Raw genomic sequence first — 16,661 nt, forward strand, 5'->3', positions numbered from 1 at the left:
GGCCCGCCTCGCAAGAGGCGGGCCCTTCTTTTTTTGCCGCGGCCGGCCTGCACGACGCATAGGTCGGCTTTTTCCAATTTATCTTCATGTTAAGATACTTCACGTAAAAATAAAGCCCGTGCACCCATGAATGACCTCGTCGATCTGGTGATCTCCCAATGGACCGCCGAATGTCCCGCCCAGGACTTCGCCGCCATGTCCGTCGTCACCCGTGTGTTCCGTCTGAACGCGCTGGCCGCGCGCAACGTGAACCGCAGCTTCCGCAACTACGACCTGCACCAGGGCGAATTCGACGTGCTGGCCACGCTGTACCGCAGCGGCTCGCCCTACGCGCTGAATCCGCAGAAGCTGGTGGAGGCCCTGCTGTTGACCTCCGGCGCCATGACCAATCGGCTCGACCGCCTGGAGCAGGCCGGCCTGCTCACGCGCAGCCCCAATCCGGAAGACCGGCGCGGCGTCATCGTGTCGCTCACGGCCGAAGGCTTGCGCACCATCAAGCTGGTGCTGAAGGACTACCTGAAGGACCTCAATGAACTGCTTGAACCGCTGTCCGCAGCCGAGCGCAAGCAACTGGCCGGCCTCCTCAGGAAGCTGCTGATCAAGCAGGACCAGGAAACGCCTGGCGGCATCGGCGCCTGAGCCGAGCCCTCTTTCGCAGCCATCATCCCCGATCCCGATCCATGACTTCCGCTACCCAGTCCTCCCAGACGCCGGTCCTGACCGCGCCCATCCTCCTGCTGATGTCGGTCGCGACCGGCCTCGCCGTCGCCAGCAACTATTACGCGCAGCCGCTGCTGCATACGATCAGCGAGCAATTCTCGCTGTCCAGCGCCACGGCGGGCAGCATCGTCACCACCGCGCAGCTGAGCTATGCGGTGGGCCTGATGCTGCTCGTGCCCCTGGGCGACATGTTCGAGCGCCGCAGCCTGATCGTGCTGATGAACCTGCTGTCCTCGGGCGGTCTGCTGATTTCCGCCTTCGCCCCCAATATCGGCGTGCTGATCCTGGGCACGGCGCTGACGGGCATGCTGTCCGTGGTGGCCCAGATCCTGGTGCCTTTCGCCGCGACGCTGGCCGCGCCGCATGAGCGGGGCAAGGCCGTGGGCACCGTCATGAGCGGACTGCTGCTGGGCATCCTGCTGGCCCGCACCGTCGCCGGCGCGCTCGCCGACGTGGGCAGCTGGCGCACCGTGTACTGGGTGGCGGCCATCCTGATGCTGATCATGTCCGCGGCCCTGTGGCGCCTGCTGCCGCGCCACCAGAGTCCGGCCGGGCTGAGCTACCCGCGCCTGCTGGGCTCCATCCTGCGCATGTTCGTCGAGGAACCGCTGTTCCGCGCCCGCTCGCTGCTGGGCGGCCTGCTGTTCGCGGCCTTCAGCATGCTGTGGACGCCGCTGACCTTCCTGCTGGCCAGCCCGCCCTATCAATACAGCAACACCACCATCGGCCTGTTCGGGCTGGCGGGCGCCGCAGGGGCCTACGCCGCCAACCGCTTCGGCCGCCTTGCCGACCGCGGCCTGGGCAACCTCGCCACCCGCGTCGGACTGCTGTTGCTGCTGGGTTCCTGGGGACTGATCGCCTTCGGCCAGGTGTCGGTGCTGGCCCTGCTGGTCGGCATCCTGGTGCAGGATCTCGCGATCCAGGGCGTGCACGTCACCAACAGCAGCGCCCTCTACCGCCTGCGCCCCGAAGCGCGCAGCCGGCTGACGGCCGGCTACATGACCAGCTACTTCATCGGCGGCGCATCCGGTTCGCTGGTATCGTCCTGGCTGTACGCCCATTTTGGCTGGCCCGGCGTGGTCACGGCGGGCGCCGTCCTCGGGGTGATTACGCTGGCTTATGGCGCCCTGGCGCCCAGCGCGCGCATCCCCGAAACGGCTCCGTCCCCTGCCCGCGCCTAGCACCTCCTATAATCAGGGGTTTTGGCCGCCTCCGCGCCCGCGCGGCGAGGCGGCTCACCCTTTTTTTGCCATCGTGCACGAGCCCATGCAGGAACGTTACCTCCCCAATACCGTCGAAGCAGCCGCCCACCAAGATTGGCAGGCGCGCGACGTCTACCTGGTCCACGAACACGCCAAGAACGCCGACGGCTCCGAAAAGCCGAAGTTCTACGCCTGCTCCATGCTGCCCTACCCCAGCGGCAAGCTGCACATGGGCCACGTGCGCAACTACACCATCAACGACATGATGGCCCGTCAGTTGCGCATGCGCGGCTACAACGTTCTGATGCCCATGGGCTGGGACGCCTTCGGCATGCCGGCGGAAAACGCCGCCATCAAGTCCAAGGTGCCGCCGGCGAAGTGGACGTACGACAACATCGCCTACATGAAGAAGCAGATGAAGGCGATGGGCCTGGCGATCGACTGGTCGCGCGAAATGTGCGCCTGCGATCCCCAGTACTACAAGTGGAACCAGTGGCTGTTCCTCAAGATGCTGGAAAAGGGCGTCGCCTACCGCAAGACCCAGGTCGTCAACTGGGACCCGGTGGACCAGACCGTGCTGGCCAATGAACAGGTCATCGACGGCCGCGGCTGGCGCTCGGGCGCGCTGGTCGAAAAGCGCGAGATCCCCGGCTACTACCTGCGCATCACCGATTACGCCGACGAACTGCTGGGCGCCGTCCAGAACGACCTGCCCGGCTGGCCCGAGCGCGTGCGCCTGATGCAGGAAAACTGGATCGGCAAGTCCGAGGGCCTGCGCTTCGCTTTCCCGCACAAGATCGCCGGCCAGGACGGCCAGCTGATCCAGGACGGCAAGCTGTACGTCTTCACCACCCGCGCCGACACCATCATGGGCGTGACCTTCTGCGCCGTGGCGCCGGAACACCCCCTGGCCACGCAGGCCGCGCTCTCCAATCCGCAACTGGCCGCGTTCATCGAACAATGCAAGCTGGGCGGCACGACCGAGGCCGAAATGGCCACGCGCGAAAAGGAAGGCATGCCCACGGGCCTGTACGTCACGCACCCGGTCACGGGCGCCGAAGTTCAGGTCTGGGTCGGCAACTACGTGCTCATGACCTACGGCGATGGCGCCGTGATGGGCGTGCCGGCGCATGACGAGCGCGATTTCGCCTTCGCCAAGAAATATGACCTGCCCATCGTGCAGGTCGTGGACGTGGCCGGCAAGGAATACTCCACCAATGCCTGGCAGGAGTGGTACGGCGACAAGCAAGCCGGACGCACCATCAATTCGGGCAAGTACGACGGCCTCTCCCACAAGGAAGCGGTCGACGCCATCGCCGTCGACCTGGGCGCGCAAGGCCTGGGCGAAAAGCAGACCACCTGGCGCCTGCGCGACTGGGGCATCTCGCGCCAGCGCTATTGGGGCACCCCCATCCCCATCATCCACTGCGCGGATTGCGGCCCGGTCCCGGTTCCGGAAAAAGACCTGCCGGTGGTCCTGCCCGACGACCTCATCCCGGACGGCAGCGGCAATCCGCTGGCCAAGAACGAGGCGTTCCTGTCCTGCTCCTGCCCCAAGTGCGGCAAGCCGGCGCGCCGTGAAACGGACACGATGGACACCTTCGTGGACTCGTCCTGGTATTTCATGCGCTACACCTCGCCGGGCAACGATAACGCCATGGTCGACGCACGCAACGACTACTGGATGCCGATGGACCAGTACATCGGCGGCATCGAACACGCGGTGCTCCACCTGCTGTACGCCCGCTTCTGGACCAAGGTCATGCGCGACATGGGCTTGCTCAACTTCGACGAGCCCTTCACCAAGCTGCTGTGCCAGGGCATGGTGCTGAACCATATCTACTCGCGCAAGACGCCGCAGGGCGGCATCGAGTACTTCTGGCCGGAAGACGTCGAAAACGTCTACGACGACCGCGGCGCCATCGTCGGCGCCAAGCTGAAGTCGGACGGCTCCGCCATCACCTACGGCGGCGTAGGCACGATGTCCAAGTCGAAGAACAACGGCGTCGACCCGCAATCGCTGATCGACACGCTGGGCGCGGACACGGCCCGCCTGTTCGTCATGTTCGCCAGCCCGCCGGAACAGACCCTCGAATGGTCGGACTCTGGCGTCGAAGGCTCCAACCGCTTCCTGCGCCGCCTCTGGTCCATCAGCTACGGCCAGCGCGAGGCCATCGCGCGCGGCCTGGCCCATGGCGCCGACTGGGCGCAGGCGCCGGCCCCGGTCAAGGATCTGCGCCGCGAGGTCTACGGCCTGCTCAAGCAAGCCGACTACGACTACCAGCGCATCCAGTACAACACCGTCGTGTCGGCATGCATGAAGATGCTCAACGCCATCGACGACGCCAAGCTGCCCGAAGGCGCAGCCGCGGACGCCGCCTACGCCGAAACGCTGGGCGTGCTGCTGCGCGTGCTGTATCCCGTGGTGCCGCACATCACCTGGCACCTGTGGCGCGACCTGGGCTACGCCCACGAGCTGGGCGACCTGCTCGACGCGCCTTGGCCGCACGTGGACGAGGCGGCGCTGGTCGCCGACGAGATCGAGCTGATGCTCCAGGTCAACGGCAAGCTGCGCGGCTCCATCCGCGTGGCCGCCAAGGCCGCCAAGGAAGACATCGAAAAGCTCGCGGCATCCCAGGAAGAGGTCGCCCGCTTCCTGGAAGGCCGTCCGCCCAAGCGCGTCATCGTGGTTCCGGGCAAACTGGTCAACGTCGTAGGCTGATGAGGTCAAGCATGCACTTCGCCGGGCAACAAACGCACTCCCCCCGCCAGTCCTGGCTGCTGCGCGGCGCCTGCCTGGCGCTGTTCATGCTGCTCTCCGCTTGCGGTTTCGCCTTGCGTGGCGTCACGCCGATGCCGTTCGATACGCTGTATGTCGGCATTTCCGACACCACGCAGTTCGGCGCCGACGTGCGCCGCGCGCTGCGCGCGGCCTCGCCGAACACCAAGCTCGTGTCGACCCCCAAGGAGGCGCAAGCCATCCTGCAGCAGGTCGCCGACACTCGCACCCTGCGAGAGGTGTCGCTGAACGCCCAGGGCCGTGTCGAGGAATACGAACTCGGCATCAACTACACGTTCCGCCTCATCGATGCCAAGGGCCGCGCCCTGATCCCGGACACCACGCTGTCGATCTACCGCGAAATGCCCTATGACGACCAGGTGGTGCAAGCCAAGCAAGGCCAGATCGAAACGTTGTACCGGGCCATGCAGCGCGACCTGGTGTCCCGCCTGCTGCGCCGCATGACCGCGCCGGAAGTGCGCCATGCATTCGAGAATGCCGAAGAGCGCGCGGAAGACGGCGAGACCCCGCTGTACGACCCGACCACGCCGGAACAAAAGCGCACGCCCGCGCCGTGGCAGACGCCGTCCACCACCGATCCGGCCATCCTGCGTTAGATGGCACAGCCCCTGGACGCGGATCGCCTGGCCGAGCACCTGCAGCGGCCAGGCAACCGCCTGGCCCCGCTCTACACGGTGTCCGGCGACGAACCCCTGCTCGTGACCGAGGCCGTGGACGCGCTGCGCGCCGCGGCCCGTAACGCGGGCTACACCGACCGCCTGTCCATGGTCATGGACGCGCGCAGCGACTGGAGCTCGGTCACCGCCGCCACGCAAAGCGTGTCGCTGTTCGGCGACCGCCGCATCCTCGAAATCAAGATCCCGACGGGCAAGCCCGGCAAGTCCGGCGCCGACACCCTGGCCAAGCTGGCCGAACAGGCCGAGAAGCAGGCGGATCCGGACACGCTCGTGCTGATCGCCCTGCCGCGCCTGGACAAGGCCACCCGCGAAAGCCGCTGGGTGCAGGCCTTGAGCCGCGGCGGCATGATGGTCGACATCGCCAACATCGAACGCGGCCGCCTGCCCGCCTGGGTCGGCATGCGGCTGGCGCGCCAGAACCAGCGCGCCGACGGCGCCACCCTGCAATGGATGGCCGACAAGGTGGAAGGCAATCTGCTGGCCGCCCACCAGGAAATCCAGAAGCTGGGCCTGCTCTACCCCGAAGGCCAGCTGGCCGCGGAGGACGTGGAGCGAGCGGTGCTGAACGTTGCGCGCTATGACGTCTTCGGCCTGCGCGACGCCATGCTCGCCGGCGACACCGGCCGCACCATCCGCATGATCGACGGCCTGCGCGCCGAAGGCGAAGCGCTGCCGCTGGTGCTATGGGCGGTCGGCGAGGAAATCCGCCTGCTGGCCCGCATCGCCGAAGCGCGCGCCCTGGGCCAGGACGTCAACGGCCTGATGCGCCGCCTGCGCATTTTCGGCGCGCACGAGCGGCTGGCGTTGCAGGCGCTGAACCGGGTGCAGCCGAACGTGTGGCCGGCCGCCGTGCAGCATGCCCATGAGGTCGATCGCCTGATCAAGGGCCTGTCGGTGCCAGGACGCCTGTCCGATCCCTGGGAAGAAATGACGCGGCTCGCGCTGCGTGTCGCCGCCGCTGGCGGACGACCGTGAAGGCGGCATAGCCGCCGCCTTCGCCTCCCGCGCCAGCCCATGCGCTGGCATTCGCCCGGCCTCGCGGCCGGATATACACTGAATCTCCAGGTGGCGTCCGCGCCGCCCCATCCTCATGATCGACGCTGCCATGTCCACGTCCTCCATCGAACAAGCCATGCTCACCCTGGGCGAAAACGCCCGCCGCGCCTCGCGCGCCATGATGCGCGCCACCGGCGCCGCCAAGAACCAGGCGCTGCTCGCCATGGCCGACGCCCTGGCCGCCAGCCACGACGAACTCAAGGCCGCCAACGAAAAAGACCTGGCCGCAGCGCGCAGCAACGGCCTGGAGCCGGCGCTGCTGGACCGCCTGACCCTGTCGGACAAGACACTGGCGCACATGGCCGAGGGCCTGCGCCAGATCGCCGCCCTGCCTGATCCCATCGGCAGCATCACCGCCACCAGCGTACGCCCCAACGGCATGCGCGTGGCGCAGATGCGCGTGCCGCTGGGCGTGATCGGCATCATCTACGAATCCCGCCCCAACGTGACCATCGACGCAGCTGCGCTGTGCCTGAAGTCCGGCAACGCCGCCATCCTGCGCGGCGGTAGCGAAGCCCTGCATTCCAACATCGCGCTGGGCCGCATCGTGCAGACCGGCCTGGCCGCCGCGGGGCTGCCGCAGGACGCGGTGCAGGTCGTCGCCACGGCCGACCGCGCCGCCGTCGGCAAGCTCATCACCATGACCGAGCACATCGACGTCATCGTGCCGCGCGGCGGCAAGGGGCTGATCGCCCGCCTGTCGCAAGAGGCGCGCGTGCCGCTCATCAAGCACCTGGACGGCAACTGCCACGTCTATATCGACGCGGCGGCCGATCCGGACAAGGCGCACGCCATCGCCTTCAATGCCAAGACCTACCGCTACGGCATCTGCGGCGCCATGGAAACGCTGCTGGTCGACGCGGTCGCCGCCGTTTCCATCCTGCCCAGCCTGGCCGCGGCCCTCACCGAGCACGGCGTCGAATTGCGCGGCTGCCCCCGCACGCTGGCCTTGCTGCCCCACGCCAAACCGGCCACGGAAGAAGACTGGGCCACGGAGTACCTGGGTCCCATCCTGGCGGTGCGCATCGTCGACACGCTGGACGACGCCATCGAGCACATCGCGCGCTGGGGCTCGGGCCATACCGACGCCATCGTCACCGAGGACCTGTCCGCCGCACAGCGCTTCCAGCGCGAGGTCGACTCCAGCTCGGTGTACGTCAACCTGCCGACCTGCTTTGCGGACGGTTTCGAATACGGCCTGGGCGCCGAGATCGGCATCTCGACGAACCGCCTGCACGCGCGCGGCCCGGTCGGCCTGGAAGGCCTGACCACGCTGAAGTGGGTGCTCAGCGGCGAAGGCCAGGTGCGCGGCTGATCCCGAGCCTCCGACTGCACGCAGACTGACGCGGCCCTGAACACGGGGCCGCGGCAAGCCTTCTACAATACGGCCAGCAGTTTTTCGCAGGCATTCTTTTCATCCGAACACGGCGCGCCGCGTCTTCCTGAGATCCCCATGTACTCACCCGCGATGGCCATGGCCTTCAGCCTCTTCCTGCTGTGCTTCATCACATGCACGCTCAGCGGCGTCGTGCTGTTCTTCAAGAGCAAGCAGATCAACGCCAAATTGAAGCACCCGTACCTGCAGCACCGTCAATTCAATCAGTATCCGCTTGCGATCCAGGCATCCATCATGCTGGATTACTTTTTCCGCCTGATGTTTCCCGGCACGCGCTTCTGGCTGATCGGCAACGCCAACGACCTGCTCTCCCACGTCGATCCGAAGAAGACGCCGCTATCGCTGAAATGGCCGATCGTCGGCTTCTGGGGTTCGTGCTGGCTCGGCCTGATCGCCATGATCGTGCTCTGGATCATGCTGTTCCTGGGAGCTTGAACCCATGCAGATCAGAATCGAAGACTATCCCGGCAGCCTCGAAGCGGCCCGCTATCTGGTCGCCGCGCGCGAGTCCGGCATCGCCGGCCCGCGCCTGCCCGCCGACTGCCGTCCCCAATCGCTGAACCAGGCCTTCGCCGTGCAGCAACGCACCGCGCAGCTGCTGCTCGAGAAGCATCAGGACGACATCGGCGCCTGGAAGAGCGCCTTGCCCACGCCCGAGAAAAGCGTGGTCGCGCCGATCTATGCCTCGACCATCGCGTACGCCGGAGCCGGCCCTGTTGCGGCCCGGACCCAGACCGTGCGCATCGAACCCGAGATCGCGTTCGAAATTGCCCGGGATCTGCCCGCGCGCCCCGAGCCCTACACCGAGTCCGAAGTGGACGCGGCCATCGGCGGCGCGCGCCTGGCCTTGGAAGTACTGGGCTGCCGTTATGCGGCTCCGGAACATGCCAGCCTGCCGGAACTCCTGGCCGACCATATGTTCAACCAGGGGCTGGTACTGGGTCCGCGCATCGCATCCCCGCACGATGCCCCCGGCGCCTTGAGCATCACGCTGTCCGTGGACGGGGTTGAAACCGAGCAGCACGCGGGCATCCACCCGAACGATCGTCCCAAGGCCGGGCTCTACTGGCTGGCCAATTTCCTGCGCGAACAAGGTCTGGGACTACGCGCCGGCCAGCACGTCATCACCGGCTCCTATGCCGGCTTCCTGGACGTGCCCGCCAACCGCGATCTCGAACTCGCCTACGGCGACCTCGGCGTCCTGCGCCTGCACTTCAGCAAGCCCTAGCCCGCCCGGCCGCACACCGAACTTCCGTCCCCTGCCCGCCTGGTCCGCTCTTGCGGACTAGCGGGCCGCGGGCTGCGCGATCTCGATGGGCGCTGCGCCCGCCTCGATGATTTCCCCCACATCCAGACACAGGTCCTCGCGGTAGCGTCCCGCCAGCACCTGCACGCCCACCGGGCTCGCGCCTGCCTCGCTCATCGCGCTGCCCATCGCCACCGACAGGCCTGGCAAACCCATGAACGGCACGCCGATCTGCGTCATCTGCGCGCGCCAGACACGCGCGTAGGCGGCATCGCCTTGCAGATCGAGCTTGTCAGGGAACGGCAGCTCGGCCGACACGGGCAGCAACAGCACGGGATACTCGGCGAAGAACAACTCCCACAGGCGCGTCAGCGTAGCGCGCCGCGTCAGCGTGGCGGAAAAACTCGCAAGGTCGGCCCCCGCCGCCTTGTCGCGCTGGCCAGCCAGCGCTACCAGAGCTCCGCGATCGCCTTCTTTTTCCGCGGCTGCCACCATGGCGTCGTAGCCATCGGCCAGCCACATGCGGATCTGCAGGTCCGCCGCCTCCTGCATCGGCGGCACGGCATCCAGCGTATCCACCGTCCAGCCTGCCTCGCTGAGTCGGCGGGCGGCTTCCTGCAAGGCCTTGACCACGGCGGGCTGGGTGTCCATGCCGTCCGGATTCAGGCATAGCGCGGCCCGGCGCGGCGTCTCGGCCCCGACCAAGGGAGCGGGCACCCACCAAGGATCGCGCACATCCCGCGCCGCCAGCGCGGCCAGGCCCAGTCTTAGATCTGCGATGCTGCGCCCCAGCGGGCCGGACACCGCGGTCAACTGTCCCCCGATCGAGCGTTCCGGCAGCGCCGCGTTGTACGCCGCCACGCGCCCCAGCGACGGCCGCAGGCCATGCACGCCGCAGGCATAGGCTGGATAGCGGATGGAGCCGGCGATATCCGTGCCATGCGCCAGATGGCCGATGCCAGCCGCCACCGCGGCAGCCGCGCCGCCCGACGAGCCGCCGGGTGTCAGCGCCGGATTGCGCGGGTTCAAGGTATCGTCATGCAGCGCATTGCCGGTGAACCAGCGCAAGGAAAACGCGGGCGTGTTGGTGCGGCCCAGGATCACGGCGCCCGCGCGCAACAGATTGTCCACGACCGGGCTGTTCTCCGCCGCGATCACATCCTTCTGCAGGTTCACGCCATTGGTCGTGGCGTAACCCGCCTGGTCCACGTTGATTTTCACGGTAACGGGCACGCCGGCCAAGGGCCCCGGGTCTTCGCCGCGCGCAAGCATCGCATCCACTTGCGCCGCTTGGGCCAGCACATCGTCCGGGCGGTGGTCCACCACGGCATTGATCGCGGGATTGACGGCATCCAGCCGGTCCAGCGCGCTTTGCGCGGCCTCGCGGACGGACACCTCGCGCTTGCGGATGCGGGCGGCAAGCTCAACTGCGGACAAACGCCAAAGATCGGACACGCGCGACTCCTGAATCATGGTTGCATGGAAGATCAGGCAAACCTTAGCGCCTGCCGCGCCTGCCCACAAGCCGCCGCCGGCCCGGAACGCTACTCGTCCTCCTCGAAGACCTCGACTATCGCGTCGGCCACGGCGCGCACGCGCGCCGTGCGGTTCAGGTCGCCGTGCATCACCAACCACAAATCGTAGGGTTCGCTGCGCGTCGGCCAGATACGTACCAGCTCGGGATACCCCGGCGCCATGTGCGTGGGCACCTCGCCGATGCCCAGCCCGGCCGCGACCGCCTCGAGGATCATCAGGCCGGAGTTCAGCTCCACGCCGATGCGGCCGTTGCCCGTGGGCTCGCCGCAAAACGTGTCGGACCAGCCCGGCAGCACCGCTTGCTGGTACGTCACCAGCGTGTGCCCCGCGAACGCAGTGCCCGGCCGCGGCTCGCCATGCGCAGCCAGGTAGGCGCGCGAAGCGTACAGCCCGACCTCCTTGCGCGTCAGGTGCCGGTGTATCAAATCGGGGTTGTCCGGCTTGATGTTCCGTATCGCCAGGTCAGCCTCGCGGCGCGTCAGGTTGCTGATCTGGATGGCCGTGGACAGCACCACGCGGATGTCGGGGTGCTGGGCATGCACGCGCCGCACCGCTTCCATGATGTAGTAGCTGGCCACGGTTTCCGAGGTCGCCACGCGCACCACGCCGGACAGGCGATGATCCAGCCCCTGCATCTGGCGCTGCAATTGGTCCGCCGCCTGCTCCATGCGCTCCGCGGCCGCGAACGCCAGTTCGCCGGCCGCCGTGGGCACGTATCCACCCGGCGTGCGCAGGAACAGCCGCGCGTCCAGCGAGGACTCCAGCGCCGCCAGCCTGCGCCCGGCGGTGGCCTGGTCGATCTGCAGCAGCGCGGCGGCGCCCCGCAGGGTTCCCACCCGGTAGATGGCCAGGAAGATCCTGGCGTTGTCCCAGTCCATCGCGTTCGCCCTAAGGATGCATTTTTGCATCACTATAAAGCAATTATTCGGCTTTTTTGCATCAAAGCAGAGGTCTAAGCTTCAGTCCTCGACAGCCTCGCCACACCACCAGCCATGAGTTCCGCCTGCCCCAACCTCACCGCGCCCTCGCTGGCCGCCAAACCCGCCGCGGCCGGCCTGCTGCCGCTAGTCACGCTGGCCATCGGCTTCGTCATGGCGATGCTGGACGTCACCGTCGTCAACGTCGCCCTGCCCAGCATCGCAGTGCAGTTCACCGTTCCCCTGACGGATCTGGTCTGGATCGTGGACGGCTACACCCTCACTTTCGCGGCCCTGCTGTTGGTGGCAGGAGCGCTGGCCGACCGCTATGGCGCCAAGACGATCTACCTGGCCGGTTTGGGCGTCTTTACCCTGGCGTCCCTGCTCTGCGGCCTGGCGCCCAACGCGGACATGCTTATCCTGGCCCGCATGCTGCAGGGGCTGGGCGCGGCCCTGTTCATGCCGAGTTCCCTCAGCCTGCTGACCCATGCCTACGACGACGATCAGGTGCGCAACCGCATGCTGGCCGCCTGGTCCGCGATCGTGGCGGTGGCAGGCGCTGCCGGCCCGCTCCTGGGCGGCGTGCTGATCCACCAATTTGGCTGGCGCGGGATCTTCCTCATCAATATCCCGCTGGGATTGGCCGGATTATGGCTGGCGCGACGCCGCATCCAGGCGGTTGCGCGCCGCCCGCGCGCCCTCAATCCGCTGAGCCACCTGCTGGGCGTGATCGCCTTGTCCTCGCTGTGCTTCGTGCTGATCCAGGGCAACGCCTACGGCTGGTCCTCCAACCTCATACTGGGCACGGTGGTCCTCTGCGCGGCCGCCGCCCTGCTGCTGGTGCGGCGCGAGCGCCGCCATGCCGACCCCATCATCCCGCGCGCCCTGTTCGCCACCGCGCAATTCGCGGCAGCCAACGGCGTCGGCTTTCTGATCAATCTGGCAGCCTACGGCCAGCTCTTCCTGCTCAGCCTGTTCCTGCAGCATGCACGCGGCGCGGACGCATTGGAGACCGGCCTGCAGCTGGTGCCCATGCTGGCCGTGTTCTCCTTGGGCAATCTGTTGTCCAGCCGGGTATCGGCGCGCTGGAACGTGCCAGCGGCGCTGCTGGGCGGGGTATCGTTGGCCGCTGCCATGAGCGCCGCGGGAATCGTCATGTTCTCGCCGGACATGGCCTACTGGCCGTTCGCCGTCATCGTCGCAGTGGCCAATCTGGGCGTGGGCGTCGCCGTTCCCGCCATGACCAGCGTGGTCATGCAGGTCTCGGGCAAGAGCCACGCCAACAGCGCCGCCGCCGCCCTGAATGCCAACCGCCAATCCGGCGCGCTGGTAGGCGTCGCGCTGATGGGCACCATCCTGCATTTGCTGCCGCAATGGAGCGCCAGCCTGCCCGCGGCCTACATCGTCATCACCTCAGGCTATCTGCTCGCTGCCGTGCTTGCATGGCGCTACCTGCAACGCGCGCGCAATGCCTGAACGCGGGCAAGGCTGCGGCCTTCACAGGCCATGAAGGCCGCAGCGCTCAAACGTTCGCGGCGGGGAGTATCGCCACGCCACGCCCCGCGAAAAATTCGTCGAAGACGGCCAGCGGCAATTCGACATCGGCCTGCGTGCCGGGCTCCCCCGAAGGATTGTGGAAGGTCACCGAGTCCGGCGTTGCGCGAGTCACCAGCACCAGGTGCCCGCCCTTCCTGGGCGGTTGCCGCTCGGGCCAGCGTATCCAGCGCCATGAAATAGGCGGCTTGGGACATCAATCCAGGCAGTTCGTCCGCGCGCAGATCGACATGCACGCGCGCCGCCAGGCCGAATGCCTCGTCCACGTAGCGCACGAACGGCGCGTAGATCATGCCCTTGATCTGTTCGCCTTCCACCGTATAGGCGCCGTAAGCCAAGCTGCCCCGCGCCAGCTCCAACGTCGGATACTGGCGCCCGTCGCGGGCCGCCAGCACCATCTTCAGGCAGGCCATGCCGCAGACGTGGCTGGCCCAGCGCGCGTACTCATCCACGTCGCGCGCGCCCGAGCCGCGCCAGGCCGGGTCATCGGCCAGGGCCAGCGTGCCCTGGATGATTTCGCTGGCCCGATGCGCCGACTCCCACTGGCAAAAATACGGCACGGCGGATCGGGAGGCTGGCGTCGCGTTCATGCAGGACTCCTGGATTCTGGAGGTCAAAGGGAGCCGCTATCTTGCCCGCGCGGCATGCGCGTGGCAACGGGCCGGCGTTTGCTTCACAATGCTCCTATCCGTGCTCACAGGAGACCCGCATGTCCAGCCCTGCCACGTCCAACCCGCCCGCCATCCGCCGCGTCGCCATCGTCGGCGCCGGCACCATAGGCGCCAGTTGGGCTGCGTTGTTCCTCGCCCGCGGCCTTGAGGTCGTCGTCAGCGATCCCGCCGCCGACGCCGAAACGCTGACGCGCGCCCGCGTACAGGCAGCATGGCCCGTGCTGGCGGAACTTGGACACGTGCTGCCCGGCGCCTCCGCTGATGCGCTGCGCTTCGAGCCTGACCTGGAGGCCGCGCTGGCCGGCGCGGACTTCGTGCAGGAAAACGCGCCCGAGCGCGAAGACTTCAAGACTGCCCTCTTTGCGCGCATGGACGCCGTGCTGCCGCCGCAGGTCATCGTCGCGTCCAGCTCCTCCGGCCTCATCATGAGCCGCCTGCAATCGCAGTGCCGCCATGCCTCGCGCTTTGTCATCGGGCATCCGTTCAATCCGCCGCACCTGATTCCGCTGGTCGAAGTGGTCGGCGGCGAACAAACCTCGGCCGACACCATCGATCGTTGCATCGCCTTCTACCGCAGCCTGGGCAAGTACCCCATCCGCTTGAACAAGGAAGTCCCCGGCCACATCGCCAACCGGCTGCAGGCCGCGCTATGGCGCGAAGCCATACACCTGGCAGCCGAAAACGTCGCCAGCGTGGCCGACATCGACGCCGCCGTGTCGCAAGGCCCGGGCCTGCGCTGGGCGCTGTTCGGCCCGCACATGACCTTCAACCTGGGCGGCGGCGCGGGCGGGCTGGCCAATTTCATGGACCACTTGCTGGGCCCGGTCCAGACCTGGTGGGACGATCTCGGCGCGCCGGAAGTCACCCCCGAACTGCAACAGCGCCTGATCGCGGGCGTCAACGCCGAAGCAGGCGAGCGCAGCATCGCCGACCTGGTCCAGGAGCGCGATGCGCAACTCACAGCACTGCTGAAAGCACTGCAGCGCTGAAACGGCGGCGGCCCGCAGCGGGCCGGAATGCGCCATATCCCTCAATACCGGCAGGCCACTGGGCCTGCCCTCTGCCATAGCAGGATTGCTCCATATGATTTCCGTAACACATGACAGCGCCCTTTCCCGCTACACCGCCACCGTCGATGGCGTCCTGTGCGTGCTCGACTACCAGTTGCAAGGCAGCACCATGGCAATCACGCACACCGGCGTGCCCAGCCAGGTGGGCGGACGCGGCATCGCCGCTGCGCTGACCAAATATGCGCTGGACGACGCCCGCGCCCGGGGTTGGAAGGTGCGGCCGTTGTGCTCCTACGCCGACACCTACATTCGCCGCCACCCTGAGTACAGCGATCTGCTGGCCTGAACCCTGTCGGCATTTCGCACCGTGACCAAGCAATCCAAGCTCCCTTCCACGGTCTGTCCCTGCGGCGGTCCCAAGCCCTATTCCGAATGCTGCGGGCGCTGGCACGAAGGCACGCAAGCCATGCAAGCGCCCACCGCCGAGGCGCTGATGCGCTCGCGCTACAGCGCCTTCGTGCTGGACGAGCTGCCCTATCTGTTGGCGACCTGGCACCCCAGCACCCGTCCCAGCGCGCTCGAGCCCAATCCGCCCGACCTGAAATGGCTGGGTCTGGCGATCAAGCAGACACGCAGCCAAGACCCCGAGCACGCCACGGTGGAATTCGTCGCCCGCAGCCGCCAGGCCGGCCGCGCCCACCGCCTGCACGAACTCAGCCGCTTCGTGCGCGAAGACGGCCAGTGGTTCTATGTGGATGGCGACCTGTACTGATCCTGGTCCGGCAGTTCCGCACCAGGCCTAACAAACCCAGACATCAGAAAAGGCAGACATGAACCACGATCCTCGCCACGCCGAAGCGCTATTTCACGCAGAACCTGTCGCGGCACTGCGCGCCGACCTTGCGCTCGCATTACGGGCCGCGGCCGCGCATGGTCTGGGCGAAGGCGTCTGCAATCACTTCAGCGTGGCCCTGCCCGGCGACTCGGAGCATTTCCTCCTCAATCCCCGCGGGTTGATGTGGCATGAAATGCAAGCGGACGACATCGTGCTGATCGATGCCCAAGGCAACAAGCTCGCCGGCCGGCATGCAGTCGAGCCCACGGCCATGTTCATCCATGCCGCCATCCACCGCATCGCCGGCAAGGCCTGTGTGCTGCACACGCACATGCCCTACGCCACGGCCTTGACCCTTACCTCGGATCGCGCGCTCGACACCACGCTGTCGCAAAACGCCATGCGCTTTCACGGCCGCCTGGCAATCGACCAACACTACAACGGCCTGGCGCTGGACGTCAGCGAAGGCGAACGCATCGCCCATGCGATGCAGGGCGCAGACGTGGTCTTCCTCGGCAACCATGGCGTCGTAGTCTGCGGGGAAAGACTGGACTATGCCTATGACGACCTGTTCTTCCTGGAACGCGCCTGTACCGCCCAGGTGCTTGCGCAATCAACGGGACGCCCGCTGCTGCCGGTCAACCCTGACCTGGCGGCCAAGGTGGCCGCACAGGTCCAAGGCGAACGCCTGCAATCCGAACTGTTCTTCGCCGCTTTGCGACGCCAACTGCCCTAGCCGCTCTTGAGCGGCTTTACCGCTTTGGCTCAAAAGCTTTTACCTGAGCGCCGCAAAAACAAAACCCCTCGCAGGATATTCCTGCGAGGGGTTTTTCATTGGGATTGCGGCTGGTGGTATCGCGCGAGAGATCCCGAGCGCAATACATTCGGTCGCCGCAAAGACAAAACCCCACAGGGGTTACCTGTGGGGTTTGCGGAATAAAAGCTTGACGATGACCTACTTTCACAGACGTCCGTCCACTATCATCGGCGCAAAGTCGTTTCACTGTCCTGTTCGGGATGGGAAGGAGTGGGACCAACTCG

General features: G+C 67.0%; 16 protein-coding genes and 1 rRNA gene. 13 read left to right on the forward strand and 4 right to left on the reverse strand.

From position 1 onward, the window contains the following. The first annotated feature begins 126 nt into the window (after positions 1-126). From HV793_RS27510 to HV793_RS27545, 8 genes are all read left to right on the forward strand, one after another. Complete coding sequence (locus HV793_RS27510; RefSeq protein ID WP_054451205.1) at positions 127-639, forward strand: MarR family winged helix-turn-helix transcriptional regulator; 513 nt, start codon at positions 127-129, stop codon at positions 637-639. A gap of 41 nt (positions 640-680) precedes the next feature. Then, positions 681-1,901, forward strand: a complete 1,221-nt coding sequence (locus HV793_RS27515) for an MFS transporter (protein WP_054451204.1) — start codon at positions 681-683, stop codon at positions 1,899-1,901. Between the two features lie 85 nt (positions 1,902-1,986). After that, positions 1,987-4,644: a leucine--tRNA ligase gene (gene leuS / locus HV793_RS27520; RefSeq protein ID WP_054451203.1), complete on the forward strand. Its 2,658-nt coding sequence runs from the start codon at positions 1,987-1,989 to the stop codon at positions 4,642-4,644. 11 nt (positions 4,645-4,655) lie between these two features. Beyond that, on the forward strand, positions 4,656-5,318 hold the full coding sequence (locus tag HV793_RS27525) for an LPS-assembly lipoprotein LptE (protein WP_054451202.1): 663 nt from the start codon (positions 4,656-4,658) through the stop codon (positions 5,316-5,318). Beyond that, complete coding sequence (gene holA, locus HV793_RS27530) at positions 5,319-6,374, forward strand: DNA polymerase III subunit delta (RefSeq protein WP_054451201.1); 1,056 nt, start codon at positions 5,319-5,321, stop codon at positions 6,372-6,374. A 115-nt stretch (positions 6,375-6,489) separates the two neighbouring features. Continuing rightward, positions 6,490-7,770 carry a glutamate-5-semialdehyde dehydrogenase gene (locus HV793_RS27535; RefSeq protein ID WP_059371744.1) on the forward strand — a complete coding sequence of 427 codons (1,281 nt, stop codon included), beginning with the start codon at positions 6,490-6,492 and terminating at the stop codon, positions 7,768-7,770. A 138-nt stretch (positions 7,771-7,908) separates the two neighbouring features. After that, entirely contained in the window at positions 7,909-8,286 is a 378-nt protein-coding gene (locus tag HV793_RS27540) for a hypothetical protein (RefSeq protein ID WP_175161796.1), read from the forward strand. A 4-nt stretch (positions 8,287-8,290) separates the two neighbouring features. Beyond that, a complete protein-coding gene (locus HV793_RS27545; protein WP_175214254.1) occupies positions 8,291-9,079 on the forward strand; it encodes a 2-keto-4-pentenoate hydratase in 789 nt (262 codons plus the stop codon). A 57-nt stretch (positions 9,080-9,136) separates the two neighbouring features. Here HV793_RS27545 and HV793_RS27550 read toward each other — a convergent pair whose 3' ends face one another. Together HV793_RS27550 and HV793_RS27555 are read right to left on the reverse strand one after the other, a co-directional pair. After that, the gene (locus HV793_RS27550; RefSeq protein ID WP_175214255.1) at positions 9,137-10,552 is read right to left on the reverse strand and encodes an amidase family protein; all 1,416 of its coding nucleotides are present in this window, start codon (positions 10,550-10,552) and stop codon (positions 9,137-9,139) included. Positions 10,553-10,641: 89 nt separating this feature from the next. Beyond that, positions 10,642-11,511: a LysR family transcriptional regulator gene (locus tag HV793_RS27555; protein ID WP_175161783.1), complete on the reverse strand. Its 870-nt coding sequence runs from the start codon at positions 11,509-11,511 to the stop codon at positions 10,642-10,644. Positions 11,512-11,625: 114 nt separating this feature from the next. On the opposite strand from HV793_RS27555, the gene HV793_RS27560 reads away from it, so the two are divergent. After that, entirely contained in the window at positions 11,626-13,026 is a 1,401-nt protein-coding gene (locus tag HV793_RS27560) for an MFS transporter (protein ID WP_119451013.1), read from the forward strand. Here the strand turns inward: HV793_RS27560 and HV793_RS27565 are convergent. Beyond that, positions 12,999-13,694, reverse strand: a complete 696-nt coding sequence (locus tag HV793_RS27565; protein ID WP_244958704.1) for a hypothetical protein — start codon at positions 13,692-13,694, stop codon at positions 12,999-13,001. The two genes, HV793_RS27560 and HV793_RS27565, sit on opposite strands and share 28 nt — an antisense overlap. 119 nt (positions 13,695-13,813) lie before the next feature. Here HV793_RS27565 and HV793_RS27570 point away from each other — a divergent pair, with 119 nt between their 5' ends. From HV793_RS27570 to HV793_RS27585, 4 genes are all read left to right on the forward strand, one after another. Beyond that, on the forward strand, positions 13,814-14,764 hold the full coding sequence (locus tag HV793_RS27570) for a 3-hydroxyacyl-CoA dehydrogenase NAD-binding domain-containing protein (protein ID WP_054451194.1): 951 nt from the start codon (positions 13,814-13,816) through the stop codon (positions 14,762-14,764). 94 nt (positions 14,765-14,858) lie between these two features. After that, on the forward strand, positions 14,859-15,131 hold the full coding sequence (locus HV793_RS27575) for a GNAT family N-acetyltransferase (RefSeq protein WP_175214256.1): 273 nt from the start codon (positions 14,859-14,861) through the stop codon (positions 15,129-15,131). A 21-nt stretch (positions 15,132-15,152) separates the two neighbouring features. Further along, on the forward strand, positions 15,153-15,557 hold the full coding sequence (locus HV793_RS27580) for a YchJ family protein (RefSeq protein WP_175214257.1): 405 nt from the start codon (positions 15,153-15,155) through the stop codon (positions 15,555-15,557). 58 nt (positions 15,558-15,615) lie between these two features. After that, positions 15,616-16,356: an aldolase gene (locus HV793_RS27585; protein WP_175214258.1), complete on the forward strand. Its 741-nt coding sequence runs from the start codon at positions 15,616-15,618 to the stop codon at positions 16,354-16,356. A 206-nt stretch (positions 16,357-16,562) separates the two neighbouring features. Here the strand turns inward: HV793_RS27585 and rrf are convergent. Next, positions 16,563-16,661 (reverse strand): 5S ribosomal RNA (gene rrf, locus HV793_RS27590); the annotation flags it as partial.

It is taken from the genome of Achromobacter aegrifaciens (assembly GCF_902859965.1).
Classification (GTDB): domain Bacteria; phylum Pseudomonadota; class Gammaproteobacteria; order Burkholderiales; family Burkholderiaceae_B; genus Achromobacter; species Achromobacter aegrifaciens.

Excerpts from the sequence above, each read along its gene's own strand:
- HV793_RS27570 (WP_054451194.1), top strand. The coding sequence starts at position 13,814 with ATGTCCAGCCCTGCCACGTCCAACCCGCCCGCCATCCGCCGCGTCGCC.
- HV793_RS27535 (WP_059371744.1), top strand. The coding sequence starts at position 6,490 with ATGATCGACGCTGCCATGTCCACGTCCTCCATCGAACAAGCCATGCTC.
- HV793_RS27545 (WP_175214254.1), top strand. The coding sequence starts at position 8,291 with ATGCAGATCAGAATCGAAGACTATCCCGGCAGCCTCGAAGCGGCCCGC.
- leuS (WP_054451203.1), top strand. The coding sequence starts at position 1,987 with ATGCAGGAACGTTACCTCCCCAATACCGTCGAAGCAGCCGCCCACCAA.
- HV793_RS27525 (WP_054451202.1), top strand. The coding sequence starts at position 4,656 with ATGCACTTCGCCGGGCAACAAACGCACTCCCCCCGCCAGTCCTGGCTG.
- HV793_RS27575 (WP_175214256.1), top strand. The coding sequence starts at position 14,859 with ATGATTTCCGTAACACATGACAGCGCCCTTTCCCGCTACACCGCCACC.
- HV793_RS27540 (WP_175161796.1), top strand. The coding sequence starts at position 7,909 with ATGTACTCACCCGCGATGGCCATGGCCTTCAGCCTCTTCCTGCTGTGC.
- HV793_RS27510 (WP_054451205.1), top strand. The coding sequence starts at position 127 with ATGAATGACCTCGTCGATCTGGTGATCTCCCAATGGACCGCCGAATGT.
- holA (WP_054451201.1), top strand. The coding sequence starts at position 5,319 with ATGGCACAGCCCCTGGACGCGGATCGCCTGGCCGAGCACCTGCAGCGG.
- HV793_RS27560 (WP_119451013.1), top strand. The coding sequence starts at position 11,626 with ATGAGTTCCGCCTGCCCCAACCTCACCGCGCCCTCGCTGGCCGCCAAA.
- HV793_RS27585 (WP_175214258.1), top strand. The coding sequence starts at position 15,616 with ATGAACCACGATCCTCGCCACGCCGAAGCGCTATTTCACGCAGAACCT.
- HV793_RS27515 (WP_054451204.1), top strand. The coding sequence starts at position 681 with ATGACTTCCGCTACCCAGTCCTCCCAGACGCCGGTCCTGACCGCGCCC.
- HV793_RS27565 (WP_244958704.1), bottom strand. The coding sequence starts at position 13,694 with ATGAACGCGACGCCAGCCTCCCGATCCGCCGTGCCGTATTTTTGCCAG.
- HV793_RS27555 (WP_175161783.1), bottom strand. The coding sequence starts at position 11,511 with ATGGACTGGGACAACGCCAGGATCTTCCTGGCCATCTACCGGGTGGGA.